The following is a 17989-nucleotide window of genomic DNA, read 5'->3' as shown; positions in this document are numbered from 1 at the left end:
CAACCGTTATGATCGGTTGCGAGTAGCAGAGTCTCGGTGTACACGAAGTTCCATGCTGAACTGGACAGCCAGATATTGGGACGGGTCGTCCCGGAGAAAGCAGTCCAAATAGAGTTGCAAGAAGCAACATGAGCAAGCGGCAAGCGGGAAACGTTCGCCTTGCCTCGAACTTCGCGAGGGGTCGTCAGTTCGCTGACGGCCCCTCTCCGGGGTTGAGGAGCCGCCGCTCTCGTCGTAGTGCAGCAGGAGTACGCGCTCATCGTCGTCCAGGGCGATGACGCGGGCGGCTTCCCGCAGCGGTGGGACCGTCATGCTGTCCAGTGTGGCAGTTCAGGCCGGCTCGACCAGGTGGTTCCCGATGCACGCGGCGTCCAGATCACATGCCTGGACGGTGGCGAGGTGCAGGTCAGTGTCCAGCGGGGAGACCCGTGCTCGGGATTCTGGCAGCTCGGCGGCGGCTTGAGTCTCAGCGGTGGGGGAACGCAGTGGCGAACTCGTCGGCGAGGTCTTTGACCCGGGGGTGGGCGGCGTACGGCTGGAGCCGTGTAAGAACGTCGTTGACGCTGTCGCTGACGCGTTCGGACATGACCTGGGCGGCGCAGTGCAGTGCTTTGCGGCCGTGGTCACAGGCGAGTTCGACGTCGTTTTCCTGGAGTGCCGTGGTGGCCAGGAGTGAGTGGTTGAAGCCGTGGACGCGGAGCATGGTGGCCGGGTGGGTGGCGGCTTCTGTGGCGTAGCGGCGGGTCTGGCGGGACATGCCGAGGTCGCGGTAGGTCCAGGCGATCTCGCCGGCGAGTTCGGCCCGGGTGTAGTTGCGTGACCAGGTGGGTTCGTCGTCGGGCCGGGCGCGGGCGAAGTGCTTCTCGGCCTGGCGGATCGCGGTTTCGGCGGAGGTGGTGTCTCCGGTGCCGGAGTGGGCGCGGGCTTCGAAGACGTGGAAGATCGCGGTGGCTGCGGGGGTGGCTTGGGGGGCTCCGTGGCGGGCGCGGCGTGCGAGATCGATGGCTTGGGTGGGGTGGCCGAGGTGGAGGGCCTGGTGGCTGAGCATGGTGAAGGCGCGGGCGCCCAGTGGCTGGTCGTGGGCGGCTTGGGCCATGCGGGCGCTTTGGATCATGTAGCTCTGGGCTGCTTGGTGGTGGCCGATGTCGTAGGACATCGGGCCGATGGAGAGAAGGAGTTCGGCGCTGGTCTGGCGCAGGGTGCGTCCGACCCTCTCGCTGTAGCTACCGTTGAGCAGGTCAAGGACGTCGCTGAGGTAGTGCACGGCCAGTGGCCGGGTGTGGCCGCCGCCGTGGGTGACATCCAGGTTCTGCAGCGCGGTGAGGGTGTCGCGCACCCGGGTGACGTCCGTGGCTCCTACGCGCCTTGCCGCGGCTGTGGTGGCCGGTGCGTCGGGGTGCTGGTCGAGCCAGCGGCCGCTGGCGGCCATGACTGCGGCACTGGTGTAGGCGGAGGAGCGTAGGAAGTCGCGGCGGTCCACGTCGTACCTCCTGCGTAGCTCGATTTCGATTCTCAGTGGCGGCCATCGACAGCCAAACCCTTCCCTCATCAAGATCAATGGCGGTCACCTCCGTGGTAATCCGCCGGCCGACCTCCACAGCCGCAGCCGAAAACTGAACCCAGGACAAATCCAACCGTCCGACCGCCCCAAGCGGCCGCGCGGAGAACCCGTCCAAGGTCACCATCACCAGGGATCGCGTGACCTCGGTTACGGTCCCACCGCAGACGTCACCGACACGGATCGCTGCCAGAAACTCCCGGGAAGCCTGACCGTCCGACATACCGCCCATGCCGTCCAGCCTCTCATTGGGAAGCCGCACACCGACCCGGAGGTGGTGTGCCGCCGCCCCTCATCAACCGAAGAAGGCTCGCAATCCGGCGCCGAGTGCAATAACGACTCAGGCGTACTCCGCCCTCCTGACTGGTGCGCGCGGGAGCAGACGAGGCTCTGGTCCATCGCGAGAACTCACCGCCCCGTGCTGCCGAGCCCGGAGCCCGTCGTCGTGCCGGCCCAGGGCCACCCAAGCCGGTCCTCGTAGTCGCCCCCTCGCAGGCCAGCCCCATCCCAGCCCTTCAGAGCGGTACACCAGGGTCAGAAACGGTCAACGCAACCGGCTCCAGCACCCCTCGCAGACCCGAGTAATCCCTGGTCAGAGCACTGCGGTGCTTCTAGGCGCCGTTGATTCCCACGCTCAGAGCGCGAGTTCGATTCTCGTCACCCGCTCCACGACAAAGGCCCAGGTCAGCGATCGGGGCCTTTCTTGTTGTCTAGACCTCTTGAGGTACCGCGTGCCCTCCACGTGCCCCAGTCGCGCGATGGGGCTCCACGGAAAGGACCAGAGCGCGCCTCGCGGCATCCGCGCCAGTCCACTGGACCAGGCAACCGCCTGCCCTCCACGAGGGAGCGGGCGCCAAACAGGCTCGGGTGGCATCCCCAGCCCGACTCTTCCGCACCGAAGTAACCGTCCAAGAGCAAAGCAGTGGATGCTCACGCAACGACTGAGGGGCCACGCGTCTTCCGGACAGCTGTGAAGCCATCGGAATTCGCACCTTGGGCTGCATCGTCTCGGGATGCGGCAGCGTCGCTGGTCGCCATGCCCGCCTCGAGTATCGATGACATGGTGAAGCCCCCGGCGACCGGGTGCGCGCCGCGCCGTGCAACGAACCTCGAAGGGCCCCACCGCGAGCGGTAGAGCCCTTCACCAAACATCGGCTCCGTGAAGTGATCCGGACGGAACGGCCTAGTTGGAGAAGTACAGGTATTTCCAAGAGCCATACGTCGTGGAGTTCACGGTGTCGCCGGACGACCCGTTGACGTACACCGACCGCATCCGCGCCTTGATCCCGGACTTCCCCGGCGCTTCAAGGGACACGGCCGACTTTCCGTTCGTGCCGAGCGCGAAGTACTCCGAGGCGGCGGAATACCACTTTTCCGCCCGAGTAGACCTGCAGGTCGAAACGTTGCTTACGCCCCTTGTAGTAAGACATGGTCGTAGTCAGCAGCGGATCGGTGCTCTTGTGGAACCAGTAGTACGACGTCGAGCCGATCTTGGCCGTCTTGTAGTGCTTGGAAACGGCGGTGGAGGCATTGACCCGGGCGTACGCCGTGGACTTGACCGTCCTGGGCGCGATGCGGGTGTCCCCCTTGAAGACCGCGGTGACTTCCGTGTCCCGCGTCATGTCCACCGTCGCGGAGATGTTGCCGCTGGAGTTGACCGTCCCGGTCTTCAGCAGCTTGTTGGGCTTGTCGCCGCCGAAAGGGTTCGCCCAGATCTCGACCGTGCGGTTCTTGTACGTCGAACCGAGGTGCGCGGTAAAGGAGACATCGGTGCCGTAGTTGTAGACGCTGCCGTTCTTGTTCAGGGTCAGCGTCGGCTTTGTGAGAGGAACCGTGACCTTGTCGGACGCGCTGACCGCCATGTGCGCGGCGTCGCCCGCGTAGGCGACCTTGTACGTGACCGTGCCGCCGGCCAGCGGGGTGTCCGTGAAGGTGTACGAGCCGTCCGCCTTCGGCGTGAGAGCGGGCAGCGACTTGCCCTGGGGGCTCTCCAGGTCGGAGCGGGTGAGCTGCAGTTTGGCGCCACTCGGCAGCGGCACTGTCGCCGACAGCTTCCCGGTCACGGTGAGCTTACTGCCGCGTGTGGCGGTCGACGGTGCGTTCACCGTCAGGCTCGGGACGTTGAGCGTGGGGTCGGTGAGCGCCTTGAGGGTGTAGCCGCCGGGCGAGCTCACGAGCGCGAAGATCCGGGAGGCGTCCGGGGCCCAGGCGAGGACGGAGGTGTCGGCGGCGTATGTGCGGATCGGCTTGGTCGCGCCGGGCCGGTAGACCGACACCTTCGCGTCGCTGATCTGGGCAACCAGACCGTTCGGAGCAATGTCCGCGCGCTGCCCGGCCGGGTAAGCGCCGGCAGCGGTGAACTTCTCGTCTGCATAGGCGTGCCGGTCCGTGCCGTCGACCAACACCTGCGGGGAACCGGGCACGAGGTCGATGTCGCTGACGTAGTTCAGCGAGTAGTCGCCGTTGTGCCAGGCGGTCACCTGGGGCGTGGCGCCGGAGACGTCGACGACGGCCATCAGGTCCTTGGTCATGTCGAAGAAGTCGGTCGCGCCGACGGCCAGCAGTCCGGGTGCGGACAGGTCGGAGTCGAGGAACGGCCCGCCCCCGACTCCGGAATCACGGGAGAGCTGTCCGAGCGTCACCGGATCCGTCCCATCGGCCGGGTCGACCGAGCCCAGGTTGCCGTGGCCGTTCAACTGGTCTTCGTAGGTGAACCAGGCCTTGCCCCCCGTGAATTCGACGTACAGCGGGCCGATACTGGTGGCCACCGGGTATCGGGCCTTGATGTCGAGGGTGGCCGCGTCGAGTGCCACGATCTCGTGGCTGACCCGCGCCGCCGCGTACAGGGTGGTGCCGTCGTCGGAAAGAGCCAGGTCGAAGATCCCGTCGATGCCGCTCACCGAGTCGAGAAGTTTGCCGCTGTAGTCGGCGGCGATGATCCTGTCGTTCGTGTCGTCGCCGACGAAGACCCGTTGTCCGATGCCGTCGACGACGATGCCTGCGGGCGAGCCGATGGTCGCGGTGACCGCCGACGCGGGACCGGCCGCGGCGACACTCAGTACCACCGAGCTGAAGAAGACCGCTAGCGCTGTCGCGGTCGAGATGCTGCGCGTACGCACAGTCGTTTTACCCCCACGAGAAACCCCGGTGGATGACCGGGAGATGAGAGCACCGCGCAGCACCCGGATGTATCCCCGGAGCGGGTGACGCGGGGTGCGCGGCTGCTACCGGGCAGCGTATGACATGCAAGTGACAGATGAGGGGGGAGTTTCCCGCGCGGAGAAGGCGCGCTCACCCGAGGGGGTCAGGCGAGGGCGCCCGGAGCGGCCACCGTGGGAGGTCGTCGCCGCGTCTCGGGCCGGCCTCCCCCATGGTCAAGGCCGCGCTCTGCACTTGAGCCTTCCCAAGTGCAGTGGGCCACGCATTCTCGGCGGGCGACGGCGGCCCCTCGACGCCAGCACCATCACCGCATTCGAGCCTCTGATCAACCGTCTCACCCTGCCCCCTCGCAGGAGGCTGTGCCACAGCGTGCCGGTAGGGGCGGTAAACAGCGGTCACCAAAGGAGCCCACGCGCCCAGTCAGGCTGAACGTTGACGCACATCCTCACAGGTCAGCGGCTGTACACGCATTTCAGTATCGGGTGATTCCCAAGCTCAGAACGCGAGTTCGATTCTCGTCACCCGCTCCGAAGAAGCCCCAGGTCAGAGACCTGGGGTTCGGTTTTTTGGCCAGATCTCTCAAAAACCTGCGCGTCGTTCCGCCCGCCATAAGTGCCCTTCGGGGGAGCCAGGTTGGCCGCTGGGCAGCGCGTCGGGAGCCGGGTGGGGAGCACGAGTCGGCGGGCGGCGCCGGCCGAGCCCGTGCCGAACGCGCGCCTGCTGGCATGCGGCGCAGCGGAAGGCTGCGTCATTGGCGCCGGCGCCTGCGTCGGCGCTGCGGTGGAGTGCCGGTAGATCGGCTGAGCCCGCTCGGACGACTGGACCCCGCGAGCCATCAGGTCCTTCAGCTTGGCGCCGCTGTCGGCGGCGAGATTCCCGGGGTGCCGCAGGTCGTAGAAGCGAAACTCCTTCGGCATGCCGATCGCGGCGCGGGCAGCAGGCCACTCCCGGCTGATGCCGGCGCCGCGGAGGGCCGCACCCCGCTCACCCACGTCGACGAGACCGTACGGCCCCCATGGCCGGCCCTTCGTGGTTTTTCTCCTGTCGGCCCCGGCGAACTGGCCCCTGGAACCGCCGTACGGTTTCACACTTCGTGTCGGAATCTCACAGCGGGTGCGGGACGGAAGTCGGACCCGATGTGGCGCTGAGACGTGCAGGTCGTGTTTGTACCTGGTTCGCGTAGACACATCGGCGCCTGGAAAGCCGAGGTAGCCGCGCCGGGAACAGCCGGCCCGGTCGACACGGTTGCATCGACCGAGGGACCGGCGCCGCACGGGCGGGGAACGCGGAGACCACGAGGTCGTCCGCCCCACCTGGATCCGGGTTCTCGGGGTCGCGGTACGCCCGCCGCGCACTCGGACCAAGACGTATTTCCGCGGGAGGACTTGTTTCATGACTGACCGGCCCCTGACGCTCATGGCAGTACACGCCCACCCTGACGACGAGGCCACCGGAACCGGTGGGGTCCTCGCGCGGTACGCGGCGGAAGGCATCCGCACGGTTCTCGTGACGTGTACCGATGGCAGCTGCGGTGACGGACCGGGAGGTGTCAAGCCGGGCGATCCCGGTCACGATCCGGCAGCCGTCGCCTTGCTGCGCCGCCAAGAACTCGAGGCGAGCTGCGACGTCCTGAAGGTCAGCGATCTGGAGATGCTGGACTATGCCGACTCCGGGATGATGGGTTGGCCGAGCAACGACGCCCCCGGATCCTTCTGGCAGACCCCCGTGGAGAAAGGCGCCGCCCGGCTTGCGGACCTCATGCGGCATTACCGACCCGATGTGGTCGTCACCTACGACGAGAACGGCTTCTACGGTCACCCCGACCACATCCAGGCGCACCGCATCACCATGGCGGCGCTGGAGATGACCGCGCTGACTCCGAAGGTGTACTGGACGACGATGCCCCGCTCGATGATGCAGCGGTTCGGGGAGACAATGCGCGAGTTTCATCCGGACATGCCGGAGCCGGATCCTGCCGAGGCCGCCGCGATGGCCAAGATCGGCCTCCCCGACGATGAGGTCACCACGTGGGTGGACACCACCGCGTTCAGCGGTCAGAAGTTCGACGCGCTGGCCGCGCACGCCAGTCAGGGCGAGAACATCTTCTTCCTCAAGATGGGCAAGGAGAGGTTCGGCGAGCTGATGGGCCTGGAGACCTTCGTACGCGTCCAGGACACCACCGAGGCGGCCGTACCCGAGAACGATCTCTTCGCCGGACTACGCTGATCCGCCCGCCCGACCGGCCGGGAAAGCACATCAGCCTCAGCGGACCTACCCTCCCCCCTCTCACTCCGAGGAGCCGCCGCATCCAGGTGGGCCAGCGCCCAGTTCCCCGACCAGACTGACCGTCTCCCAAGACCCAGCCCAACGGGGCCGTGCCACAACGTGCCAGTACCGTCGGTACACAGCGGCCACCAGGGGCTTCACCGAAGCCTCGAATGAACGGCCACAAACAAACATCACCCCAGGCCAGAGGCCGTTGTCTAGCCGAAAGTTCGGGGTGATTCCCAAGCTCAGAGCGCGAGTTCGATTCTCGTCACCCGCTCCATGACAAACCCCCAGGTCAATGACCCGGGGGTTACTTGTTGTCTAGTCCAATTCGAGGACCGCGCACCACTGGCGCACCACATCTGATGGTCAATCGGTGCAACGAACCACACTTCGGAGACCTGTCGAATATTCATTCGGACGCGTTCTCGAATCCTGAGACCGAGTTTGCGTGACGCGCGCCATAGCCCTGGCCGTCCCGAAACTACTGACCGTCGCTACTGTTGATCGCTGCACAAGCATCGGCATGCAGCAAACACTGCTGCTGGGAAACCGTTTTGGCGCCACGCCAGACCCCCGCTGAGCGGACAGGATCGAGCACCCTACGTGACGATACGCCGTTTCGGAGGGCTGACGCCGTGTCACGTCAGCCCCCGAACGGTCGGTCAATCCAGCGTCGGGCCCGGCGCACCACTTGTGCACCACTTGCCTCGCCGTCGGCCACGTCATGCCGTTCCGCGCGCACGCGGGCGTCCAACCCGGCCGCGACCTCCTTCTGCCGCTCCAGCGTCGAGTGCTGCTAGATCAGGGCCGCCTTCTCCGAGGACTGGCCGGCGCGGACCATGGCGTCCTTCAACGTGCCGCCCGACTGGGTGACGAGGGTGTTCCCGGTGTGGCGGAGGTCGTAGAAGCGGAAGCCCTCAGGCAGGCCGACTTCCGCGCGAGACCCGAAAGTTGCGGTCACTCAGGCCCGTCCGCCACTGAACTTGAACTCGTGATGTCGGTTGAATCGCGGTGAGGTCCTGATTCGAGAGAGCTGGACGCCGGCGTTCCGTGATCACGGGGCTGGCTGGGCCACCGACGCGCGGCGCCCAGGTTCACTTCGATCTCGTCGTTCGATGAGCAGACTTCCAGCCACGACGGGTAGCCGCCTTGCGCGAGCGCCAGGACCTCACCAGGGCACTCGCCGGTTTCGGTGAAGAGTTGTACATCTGCGGCCACGATGGTGCGCGGGCCGGTCGCTGCGGGCACAACCTCGCGGGCCGGTATGCGGCCTGCTCACAGGTGGGCGTCCAGGAACTCCCCGAGCGCGGTCCTGGACATCGGACCGCTCCTGTCCGCCATCGGCTCGCCCCGATCGATCAGCACGAAGGAGGGCGCGCCGGTGACGCCGTACCGCCGTACGGGGCCGGGGCACCTTGCGATGTCGGCCCGCACGACGATCAGTCGGCCCTCGTAGGCGTCGGCCACCTCCCGCACCAGGGGATCCACTTCCTTGCATGCTGCCGCGGCCTTGGGCCACACCCCGTGGAAGTACGCGAGCACCGGCACGTCCACCCTCGCCAGGATGAAATCGAACTCGGCGTCCTCATGGGGTTGTTGGACCCTGTTTGCCATCGGTACTCCTTGACGCTCGACTCGATGCGAGGCAGTGGGTGCCTCCTTGTGTCTCCCGACCGCGACGGCCGTACCGCCCGTCAGTGGGCCCTGCGCGCTCGGGCGGCCTCGCGGGCCTCCGCCATCGTGCGTGCCTCCGCGGCCTTGCGGGATTCCTTCGGCGGGCGGCCCGCGCGGGTACCCAGACCCCGGAACGCCGCGTTGCCGGTCTTCGCCCCGTCCTGCACCGGCGGGCGCTTCGCGCCTGTGATGCTGGTCAGCCTCTCCTCGCCGGAGCGAACCTGAGCGACCGTGGGCCGGATCCCGGTGTCCGACATCATCCGGTTCACGTCCCGGCGCTGGCCGGGCGTGACCAGTGTGACTACGCTGCCGGACTCCCCGGCACGCGCGGTGCGCCCGCCGCGGTGGAGGTAGTCCTTGGGGTCGGAGGGCGGATCCACGTTGACGACGAGGTCCAGGTGCTCGACGTGGATGCCACGGGCAGCGACGTCGGTGGCCACCAGCACCGTGATCCCGCCGTCCTTGAACTGGGCCAGCGTGTGCGTGCGCTGCGGCTGCGACTTCCCGCTGTGCGGAGCACCCGCCTGTATGCCGCTGCTCCGCAAGTGGCGGGTGAACTGGTCCACACCGTGCTTGGTGTCCAGGAACATCAGCGCCCGCCCGTCCCGAGCCGCGATCTCGGTGGCTGTCGCGTACGTGTCTTCGGGATGGACGTTCAGTACGTGGTGGTCCATCGTCGCGACCGAGCCCTCCGCCCGGTCGACCGCGGCGAGCACCGGCTCACTCAGATATTGCCTGACCAGTTGATCGACGTTGCGGTCGAGCGTCGCGGAGAACAGCATCCGCTGCCCGCCGGGGGGCATCCGGTCCAGGGTCTCCGAGACCTGCGGCAGGAAACCCATGTCGCACATCTGGTCCGCCTCGTCCAGCACCGCGATCCGCACCCGGTCCAGGTGACAGTCCCGCCGGGCGACGAGATCGACCAGCCGTCCCGGCGTCGCCACCGCGACCTCGGCACCCGCCCGGAGCGCCGCCACCTGCCGGCCGATCGCCAGCCCGCCGACCACAGTCACCGAGCGTAGTCCGAGCGCCTCCGCGTAGGGAGCCAGCGCCTCGCTCACCTGCTGCGCGAGTTCCCTTGTCGGCACCAGGACCAGCGCGAGAGGGCGCTTCGGTTCGGCGCGCCGGCCCGCCGTACGTGCGAGGAGCGCAAGCCCGAAGGCGAGGGTCTTTCCCGAGCCGGTCCGCGCGCGGCCGAGGACATCCCGGCCGGCCAGCGCGCTCGGCAGGGTGGCCGCCTGGATCGGGAACGGCTCCCGTATCCCGAGCCCCGCCAGCACCCCCATCAGCTCGACCGGCAGTTCCAGCTCCGCGAAGGAACCGGCCGGCGGGAGGCCAGGCGCCAGTGTCCCCGGCACCGAGAGCTCGCCCCGCGGGGCCCTCCCCTGGTCGGACCTGCCGGCTCCGGAGCGACCGGAGGCCGGCTGCTGCGCCTTCATGGGGGTTCCTCGTTTCGGCGCCCTGAACGGACCTGGGCCCGTACCTTGTCCGGCACGGGCCCAGGCTCTCTGCAAGCGTGACCCGACCTTACCAGCGCGGGCCTCGCGCCGGCCGTCCCGCTCCCCGGCCGGGCAACCGCCCCGGCACCCGCCCCCGGGGATCGTCACGCGCTGAAGGCCGGTAAGCCCCTCGACATCCGGGATGCTCTTGCCGAGCGGCACAAGGGTTCCTGCCGTAGGTGGCCCGGCGCTGGACGCGATCGCCCCGCGGCTGGAGACCATGGCGGGCGCGGGCAGGCGCGGGCAGGCGCGGGCAGGCGCGGGCGATCGGGGAATTCGGAATCGATGTCTCGCGCTTGCACTGATACGTGACCAGCATGTCCGTGCACGGCGCATACTCGGCCGAAGGCCAGGACGCCGATTGACGAGTGAGAGCGTGATGGGCCCCTGCTGACACCCCTCGGCGCCGCTGCGCTCGTCCCCACCGATGAATCCGTAGATCACTTCACATCATTCCGGGAGAACCTATGACCGTGAGCAAGAACATCAACAACCCTGTGGGCATGGGCGGCGGCCAGCGCAAGAGGCTGTCCCGCGCCGAACGGCAGAACAACGGTCCGCACCGCAACCTCGACCGCAAGAACGCCGCCGACCGGAAGGCGGAGCTGGTACGCAAGATCCGCGAGAAGGCAGGCGCAGCCGAGGACGCCGGGCAGACGGGCGACGACACCGAACAGAGCTGACGCACCACTGTCGCAGGGCGGCACCGCACGGGGCAGGGCCAGGGCCGCGACGCACGGTCCAGGCCCCGCCGTACCGGGTCTGCGGCCGTACCGAACGCGGCCACTCCCGCTCAGCTCTCGGCCGACCACCAGCGTCTCACCCGACCACCCAAGGACGGGCGTGCCACTACCTGCCGGTCAGGACGGTGAACAGCGGTCAGCAGGGGCCCGAACGAAGCCACTGCGGCACGCTCCCAGGGACGCGTTTCCCCAGGTCAGAGGCGGGCAAGCCTACGCAGTACAGGTGATTCCCAAGCTCAGAGCGCGAGTTCGATTCTCGTCACCCGCTTCACATACAAACCCCAGCGTCGAGGCCATTGAAGAAGTCCACATCGGCCCAGCCACCACGAAACAGAACCACTGACAGCGAAGCCTCCGCCGAACCGGAGATGATCAATCCGAGCGAATCGGGATCATTCACCCGAGCCCTGTCGGTCTCCAGAGGCTGGGGCCACTCAGCCTCCCAAGCCCTCCAGGTCATCTCTCCCACCGCAAGGCCGACTGACCTCCAGCGCGCGACACGAGCAGCCCATCGTTCCTGCTTCTCAGCAACACTTCCAGGGCTACACCTACGGACTCGATCCCCAATCCGCCAACAACCGTTCCCGCTTGTGACCTATGCAGCCACCCCGAGGATTCGGTGGACGATCTCAGCGGCCTGTTCCGGGTGTTCCTTGAGCCAGTTGCCGAGGTGTTCCCGCACGGCCTCCTCGACGCAGTCCCGCACGTCGGTGTTGCCCAGCTGCTCGCGTGTGGAGCCGAGGAATTCGGGTTGGTCGAGTGTCACGGACACGACTGCCGTGAGACCTTCGCTGATCTGGTCGGCGCGGGGATCGGGGTCCGCCGCTGCCAGCAGTCCCTGCTCCCGCGCGTACCCGATGACCGCGGTTGCCACTCCGTCGCGGAAGCCATCCACGTGCGTGCCGCCCTGGGAGGTGGCCAGACTGTTGGCGAAACTGCGCAGCCGCTCCTCGTGAGCGTCGTTCCACAGCAGGGCCACCTCCATCGTCCCCGCGATGCGCGGGTCCTGCCGCTCGAATCCGATGACGTCCGGATGGAGGAACGGCCCGGTCTCGGCGTTGAGGGCGGCCACGAAATCCCGTACCCCGTCCGGGAACCGGAAGCTCACCGCCCTCGGCCCGGCCACGGGGCGTTCATCGGTCAGCGAGATCTCAAGGCCCCGGTTGAGGAAGGCAACCTGCCGGAAGCGCTCCGCCAGGACAGCGAACGAGCATCGCGTCGTCGTGAAGATCTCGGTGTCGGGCCAGAACGCGATGGTCGTACCGCTACGGGTGGCCAACCCCACGGCGGTGGGCGGGGCGACCGGGACTCCGCGCGCGTATTCCTGGACCACCCGGCCGGCCCCCGCGCCCTGCGCCTCGGCCGTCAGCCGGCTCGACAGGGCGTTGGCGACGAAAAGCCCCGCACTGAAGTGACTTACGGCCCCGATGTACCAGCCTGCGGGCTGGGGCCCGGCAGGCATGCGGGTCAGCAGCGCTTCGAGATCCGGGCGGTCGGCGTCCCCGGTGGCGTCGAAGGGGACCCCCGGCCCGTCGTCGGCCACCCGCACGCAGCCGTCGAGCGTGAGCGTGACGTCGACGCGGCCTCCGCCCCCTGACAGAACCTGGTTCACCGCCCGGCCGACGACCTCGAACACCAAGCCGTGCAGTCCGCGTTCGCCGGTCGAGCCGATCCACATCCCGGGCCGCTTCCGAACGGCTTCCCGCCCCTGAAGCACCTCGATCCGGGCAGCGTCGTGCCCTGTGCCGTCCCCACTCACAAAGACCCCTCCCATCGCGTCCAGTAGACCTCCCCAGCCTAGGAGGAATCAAAGAAAACACCAGGTCAGGGCCACTTCGCCAAAGTTACAGCCCGGCGGGTCAGGACGTGCCCGGCAGCAGGCGGCCCAGCCGTCGCGCACCACGCCCAAAACGTGTCAACAGGCCCGCCAAAGCCGCGTACGACCCCGTTCCGGACGCCTCTCATGCCCCCAAATCAGTTACGCGGCGAGTCATCGGGGAAGTCCGATCACGGCGGACACCTTGCCGCGGCCCCTCGCCCAGATTGAGCAACCCGTCAATGCGGCTTTCACCGGGTCAACTTCGTCCGCGGCAGTCAACCCGACCGTGCCAACGTGCCAGTCAGAGCGGTAAACAGCGGTCACCAGCAGTACCCACAAGGCAACCCCAAGCTGCTCTCGGACCGACTGTTTCAGCAGCTCAGAGGGCCTTCCGATCGGGCCGTACGCGCCGAGGTAGACCATCAGTCGCCAGCGGGGGCCGATCGCATCAGCGAGTGCGTGGCCACCTCCTTGCCCGGGGCCCCTCATCCGGCACGGGTTTGACGCGCGTACTCATGAGGATCTGGTGAAAGGGGCCTCGGGTGATCCGATGGACAGTAGCCTCCTCACTCAACTGCCGCCGTACCGGCGGCGAGCGGGGGACACAAGGAGCGACGTACATGCAGGACCTTGCACGGATTCCGCTGGAGGGCGGGGGCACGATCCTGGTGGAGGCATCGCCGGCTGTGGACGGGCCGGTGAAGGCGGGACGCTTCGCCGAGGCCGTCCAGGACCTGCCCGCCAGCCTCCAGACAACCTTGATCCCGGTCAGGGACGCCGCCCGAACGGTGCTGGACCACTTGCGGCAGGCCGGCCCCGACGAGGTCGAAGTCGAGTTCGGGGTGAACCTCGCGGCACAGGCCGGAGCCGTCATCACCAAGGGCGAAGCGTCCACCCACCTGAAAGTCCGAGTCCTTTGGAAAAGGGACGAGCCTGAGCAGAATGGAATCTGAGGGGGAGCCATGACAGGGGAGAATCCTGTTCCTTTAATCACCGGCGGGGCGCTTCGCAGTAGCGTGCCCGCCGCGATCGTCCAGGTCCTCGCCCCTGACGGCAGTGTCGCCGGGGCCGGATTCATGGTCGGCGAGAGTACAGCCGTCACCTGCGCGCACGTCGTGCGCGGCGCGGAACGGGGGCCCGGTGACCTCGTGCAGCTCGCCTTTCCCCACGTACCGGACGTGCCGCGGGTCCGGGCACTGGTGCTCGCCGAGGAATGGCGTGCTCCCGAGGACCAGGACATCGCCGTGCTGCGATTGAGTAGTACCCCCACCGGGGCCTGGCCGCTGGCACTGGGTTCCGCCGAAGGCTGCCAGGGGCACCGGGTGTCCTCCTACGGATTCCCCGACCAGGCGCCGCCGGGCGGCCACTTCGGCTACGGCACGGCCGGCGATCTGCTCCCGGCCACGGGCGGCCAGGGCCCGCTGCTCCAGCTGACCGGTGCGAATGATCTGACCACCGGGTTCAGCGGCGGGCCCGTCGTGGACGAGGTGACCGGCCTGGTGATCGGCATGATCACCGCGATCAGCGCTCCGGACCGGCACCGCAGGGGACTGGGCATCGCCTACGCCACACCCACCCAGCTTCTCCGCGAGGTGTGGCCGGCTCTCGTCGAGCACCAGGTGAGCCCCTACCGCGGTCTGGAGCCGTTCACCACGGACCACGCCGGATGGTTTCACGGCCGCGGGGCCGCGGTGGAACAGGTGCTGGCCGCCCTGAGCGGTCGGCGCCGGGTGGTACTGCTGCTCGGGCCCTCCGGGGCCGGTAAGTCCTCCCTCGTCATGGCGGGCGTCCTGCCCGCCTTGGCCGCGGGCGCGCTGCCGGGCAGTGACCAGTGGCAGCCGGTGCTCGCCCGCCCCGGGCAGGACCTGCCGGCGGAACTGGAGTCCGCCGGACTGCCCGGGGCAGCGACCGAGGGGATCACGGCGGCGGTCGAACGCAGACTGGCCGCCGGGCCCGGCGGCCGGCGCATGGTTCTGGTCATCGACCAGTTCGAGGAACTGTTCACCCAGCGGCCCCCCGGCGACCCGCCCCCCGGCCATGCCCACCTCACCGCCGCGGATCAACTCGCGGCCCTCATCGGTTCACCGGCCGATGTCAGCCTGATCCTGGTCATGCGGGACGATTTCTATCCACGGCTGGCGGCCCTCGCCCCCACGCTGCTGGAAGCCGCCTCGCCCGGCCTGCTCAATGTGCCCGCCACCCTGAGCACGCCGGATCTGAACGCCATCATCACCCAGCCCGCCCAGGCGGTGGGCGCTCGATTCGAAGACGGGTTGCCGGAGCGGATCATCACCGATGTGCTGGCCGCCGACCCCGCCGGGGCCACCGCCCGACGAGCCCCCGTCACCCTGCTCGCCCCCTTGGAGCTGGCACTGAGCCAGCTGTGGGAGCGCCGCCGCGACGGCTACCTCACCCACCAGGCGTATCAGCAGATCGGCGAGGTCACGGGTGCCCTTGCCACCTGGTGCAACACCGCCCTCGGCCAACTGCCCGCCCATCACCGGCCCACCGCCCAGCGGATCCTCACCGCGTTGATACGGCCGGCCGACGAGGCCCACGCTGTCCCCGCCACCCGCCAGCAGGTACCGCTGACCGCCCTGCGGGCCCTCGCTGCCGACACCGATGCCGAAAGGGCCCCCGATTCCTCGTCCATCGACGAGGTTCTGGCCGCACTGGCCCACCACCGGATCATCACCACCCGCACCACCGCCGTCGCGGGCCGGCCCGAGCAGGCCCTGGGCGAACCGACGGCCGAACTCATCCATGACGCGCTCATCCGCGACTGGGCCGAACTCCGCGACTGGGCCGTGGAAGACCACCGGTTCCAGGACTGGCTGCGCCGCGTCGGCGACCGCCACGCCCGCTGGAGCACCAGCCAGGACTCGGGGGATCTGCTCGACGGCACCGATCTGGCCGAAGGCACGGCATGGGCGGAGCAGCGCGGCCTCCCCGGGAACGTCACCGTGTTCCTGGAGGCGAGCCAGTCACGGCAGCGGGCGCGGACGCGACGTGCCAGACGCATCAACGTCGGTCTCGCCTGCCTGCTCGCCCTGGCCCTTGTTGCCGGTGGCGTGGCGCTCTGGCAACAGCGGATCGCCGTGGCGGCGGAGCGGTTGGCTCAGTCCCGGCAGCTTGCGGCCGAATCGACGGCGTTGCTGGACACCAACCCCGACCTGGCCTCACTGCTCGCCGTGAAGTCGTATCAGACCGAACACACCGAAGAGGCTACGGCCAGTCTCTACGCGGCTGCCGCTCTTCCGCTGCGCAGTCGCCTCGCCGGCAAAGCCGATGCCGCGTATGCCGTGGCCTTCACCGCCGACGGCAAAACCATCGCCACCGGCAACGACGAGGGCACCGTGGAACTCCTCGACGCGACGACGGGGGCATCGCGAGGCGCCATCAAGGACGAGATCCAGAGCGGACGGGTGATGGCGTTCAGCCCGGAGGGAGACATCCTTGCCATCGGCGGCAGCTACGACGACACGGTCCAGCTGTGGGACGTAGCCAGCCGCACGCTGAAGGAGACACTCACCGGGCACAGCGCCAGGGTGAGCGCGATCGCGTTCAGCCCGGACGGCGACATGCTCGCCACCGCCACCAATACGTCCCTGGAGACCGGCTCCTCCAGACCGGTGATCGTCGGCGACGGCGACGGCACGGTGCGTTTGTGGAACACGGCCGATGGCGCGGACAAAGGCACGATCAACATCGCTGGTCAAGTCGGCCCTCTCGATTTCATGCAGGCGATGGCGTTCAGCCCGGACGGTGAGACCCTCGCCACCGGGCACAGCAACGACGGCGCCGTGCGGCTGTGGGATGTGGCCACTCGCAAGGTCAAGGACACCCTGACCGGCCACACCGGTGGTGTGAACGCGGTGGCGTTCAGCCCCAACGGCGACTTCCTCGCCACGGGCAGCGGTGACAGATCGGTGCGCGTATGGAACGGGGACACAGGCGCTCCCATGGGTGTCTTCAACCATCCTGACGCCGTGTACGAAGTGGCGTTCGCCCCTGACGGCACCACCATCGCCACCGGCACGACAGGCGGAACGGTGCGGCTGTGGGACGGATACACCCGGGAAATCCAATCCATCCTGATCGGTCACACCGGTGACCTCGACGAGATGATCTACTCCTCGGACGGTGCCACTCTCATCACCGGCAGCTGGGACGGTACGGTCCGGGTGTGGGACACCGCGTCCGGTAAGAACCGGGACACCCTTACCGGTCACACGGGCAATGTCCGGTCTGTGGCGTTCAGCTCGGACGGCCGCACCATTGCCAGCGGGAGCAGCGACGAGACGGTGCGCTTGTGGGATGCGGCGAGTGGTGAACCCCGGCCCGTCAGCCTGCCCCGCCACACCAGCACCGTGACGTCCGTGGCGTTCAGCCCGACCGACGCCACTGTGGTCACCGGCACTCTGGACGGGAAACTACAGCTGTGGGACTCCGCCACGGGCAAGGCCAAGACCAAGCCCCTGACCAGCGACTCCAAGTACGACGACTCCGTGGACGCGGTCGCGTTCAGTCCGAACGGCGAGGTGCTCGCCAGCAGCGTAGGCCTGGACGGCACGGTGAAACTGCGGGACGCGGTCGATGGCAAGACATGGAAGACCATCGAAGCTCATGACGTCCTGAATTCCATGGCGTTCAGCCCCGATGGCAAAACACTGGCCACTGGCGGGGCCGACCAGGACGGTGCGGTGCGGCTGTGGGAGGCAGCCACCGGCGAACCCCAGGGCAGTCTGCCCGGACACTCGGGAAGCGTGGAGTCCGTGGCCTTCAGCCCGGATGGCGACACGCTCGCCGTCGGCGGCTCCGAAGGCGGCATGGTGCGGTTGTGGGATGTCGCCTCGAAAGAGATCAAGAGCATTCTGCACAGCCAGTATGGCGTGACGGCCCTGAAATTCAGCCCGGACGGCGCCACCCTGGCGACAGCCAGTTCGACGAGCGCCAGCGTGCAGATGTGGGATGTCGCCACCAGCCGCGCTCGTGATGTTCTCACCGGCCACGCCGGCGGGGTGAACGCGTTGGCGTTCAGTCCCGACGGTTCCACCTTGGCCACCGGCAGTGTGGATGCCACGGTCCGGGTGTGGGACGTGGCCCTCCCCAGGCCCGACGAGGCGATCGAGAAGATCTGCCAGGCCGTCAACCGGGAACTCACGGCCCAGGAACGGTCGGAGTATCTACCGGATCAAGCCGCCAGTCCGGCGTGCCCATAGCGGGCGACCGGGCGTCGGACTCAGCACGCCCCCACGACGGCGAA

The 17989-nt window shown here is 68.1% G+C and carries 10 protein-coding genes and 2 pseudogenes; 4 read left to right on the top strand and 8 right to left on the bottom strand.

What is annotated here, in order from left to right; all coding sequences use genetic code 11:
• Positions 1 to 466: 466 nt before the first annotated feature.
• The 3 genes from ACWGDX_RS17305 to ACWGDX_RS17295 form a co-directional block, all read right to left on the bottom strand.
• A complete protein-coding gene (locus ACWGDX_RS17305) occupies positions 467 to 1480 on the bottom strand; it encodes a transcriptional regulator (protein ID WP_453626399.1) in 1014 nt (337 codons plus the stop codon).
• A gap of 1382 nt (positions 1481 to 2862) precedes the next feature.
• Positions 2863 to 4677: a YncE family protein gene (locus ACWGDX_RS17300; RefSeq protein ID WP_453626397.1), complete on the bottom strand. Its 1815-nt coding sequence runs from the start codon at positions 4675 to 4677 to the stop codon at positions 2863 to 2865.
• Between the two features lie 558 nt (positions 4678 to 5235).
• The gene (locus ACWGDX_RS17295; RefSeq protein ID WP_453626396.1) at positions 5236 to 5805 is read right to left on the bottom strand and encodes a hypothetical protein; all 570 of its coding nucleotides are present in this window, start codon (positions 5803 to 5805) and stop codon (positions 5236 to 5238) included.
• 304 nt (positions 5806 to 6109) lie between these two features.
• Here ACWGDX_RS17295 and ACWGDX_RS17290 point away from each other — a divergent pair, with 304 nt between their 5' ends.
• Complete coding sequence (locus ACWGDX_RS17290) at positions 6110 to 6943, top strand: PIG-L family deacetylase (RefSeq protein WP_453626394.1); 834 nt, start codon at positions 6110 to 6112, stop codon at positions 6941 to 6943.
• A gap of 688 nt (positions 6944 to 7631) precedes the next feature.
• Here ACWGDX_RS17290 and ACWGDX_RS17285 read toward each other — a convergent pair.
• The 3 genes and pseudogenes from ACWGDX_RS17285 to ACWGDX_RS17275 all read right to left on the bottom strand — a co-directional run.
• Positions 7632 to 7931: pseudogene (locus ACWGDX_RS17285) on the bottom strand (tyrosine-type recombinase/integrase); the annotation flags it as partial.
• A 332-nt stretch (positions 7932 to 8263) separates the two neighbouring features.
• Positions 8264 to 8602: a thioredoxin family protein gene (locus ACWGDX_RS17280; protein ID WP_453626392.1), complete on the bottom strand. Its 339-nt coding sequence runs from the start codon at positions 8600 to 8602 to the stop codon at positions 8264 to 8266.
• Positions 8603 to 8682: 80 nt separating this feature from the next.
• On the bottom strand, positions 8683 to 10101 hold the full coding sequence (locus ACWGDX_RS17275; RefSeq protein ID WP_453626390.1) for a DEAD/DEAH box helicase: 1419 nt from the start codon (positions 10099 to 10101) through the stop codon (positions 8683 to 8685).
• 527 nt (positions 10102 to 10628) lie between these two features.
• On the opposite strand from ACWGDX_RS17275, the gene ACWGDX_RS17270 reads away from it, so the two are divergent.
• Positions 10629 to 10844 (top strand): DUF6243 family protein, encoded by a 216-nt coding sequence (locus ACWGDX_RS17270; RefSeq protein ID WP_453626388.1) that lies wholly within the window; start codon positions 10629 to 10631, stop codon positions 10842 to 10844.
• A gap of 655 nt (positions 10845 to 11499) precedes the next feature.
• Here ACWGDX_RS17270 and ACWGDX_RS17265 read toward each other — a convergent pair.
• The gene (locus ACWGDX_RS17265) at positions 11500 to 12663 is read right to left on the bottom strand and encodes a DNA gyrase subunit B (protein WP_453626387.1); all 1164 of its coding nucleotides are present in this window, start codon (positions 12661 to 12663) and stop codon (positions 11500 to 11502) included.
• 438 nt (positions 12664 to 13101) lie between these two features.
• A pseudogene (locus ACWGDX_RS17260) lies at positions 13102 to 13224 on the bottom strand (tyrosine-type recombinase/integrase); the annotation flags it as partial.
• Between the two features lie 119 nt (positions 13225 to 13343).
• On the opposite strand from ACWGDX_RS17260, the gene ACWGDX_RS17255 reads away from it, so the two are divergent.
• Both ACWGDX_RS17255 and ACWGDX_RS17250 read left to right on the top strand, forming a co-directional pair.
• Positions 13344 to 13676: a CU044_2847 family protein gene (locus ACWGDX_RS17255; protein WP_453626385.1), complete on the top strand. Its 333-nt coding sequence runs from the start codon at positions 13344 to 13346 to the stop codon at positions 13674 to 13676.
• Positions 13677 to 13739: 63 nt separating this feature from the next.
• A complete protein-coding gene (locus ACWGDX_RS17250; protein ID WP_453626383.1) occupies positions 13740 to 17945 on the top strand; it encodes an nSTAND1 domain-containing NTPase in 4206 nt (1401 codons plus the stop codon).
• The last annotated feature ends 44 nt before the right edge of the window (positions 17946 to 17989 follow it).

The organism is Streptomyces sp. NPDC055025 (assembly GCF_053608565.1).
Note: the sequence above shows the minus strand (reverse complement) of the source record. Positions and strands in the feature narration are given on the sequence as shown.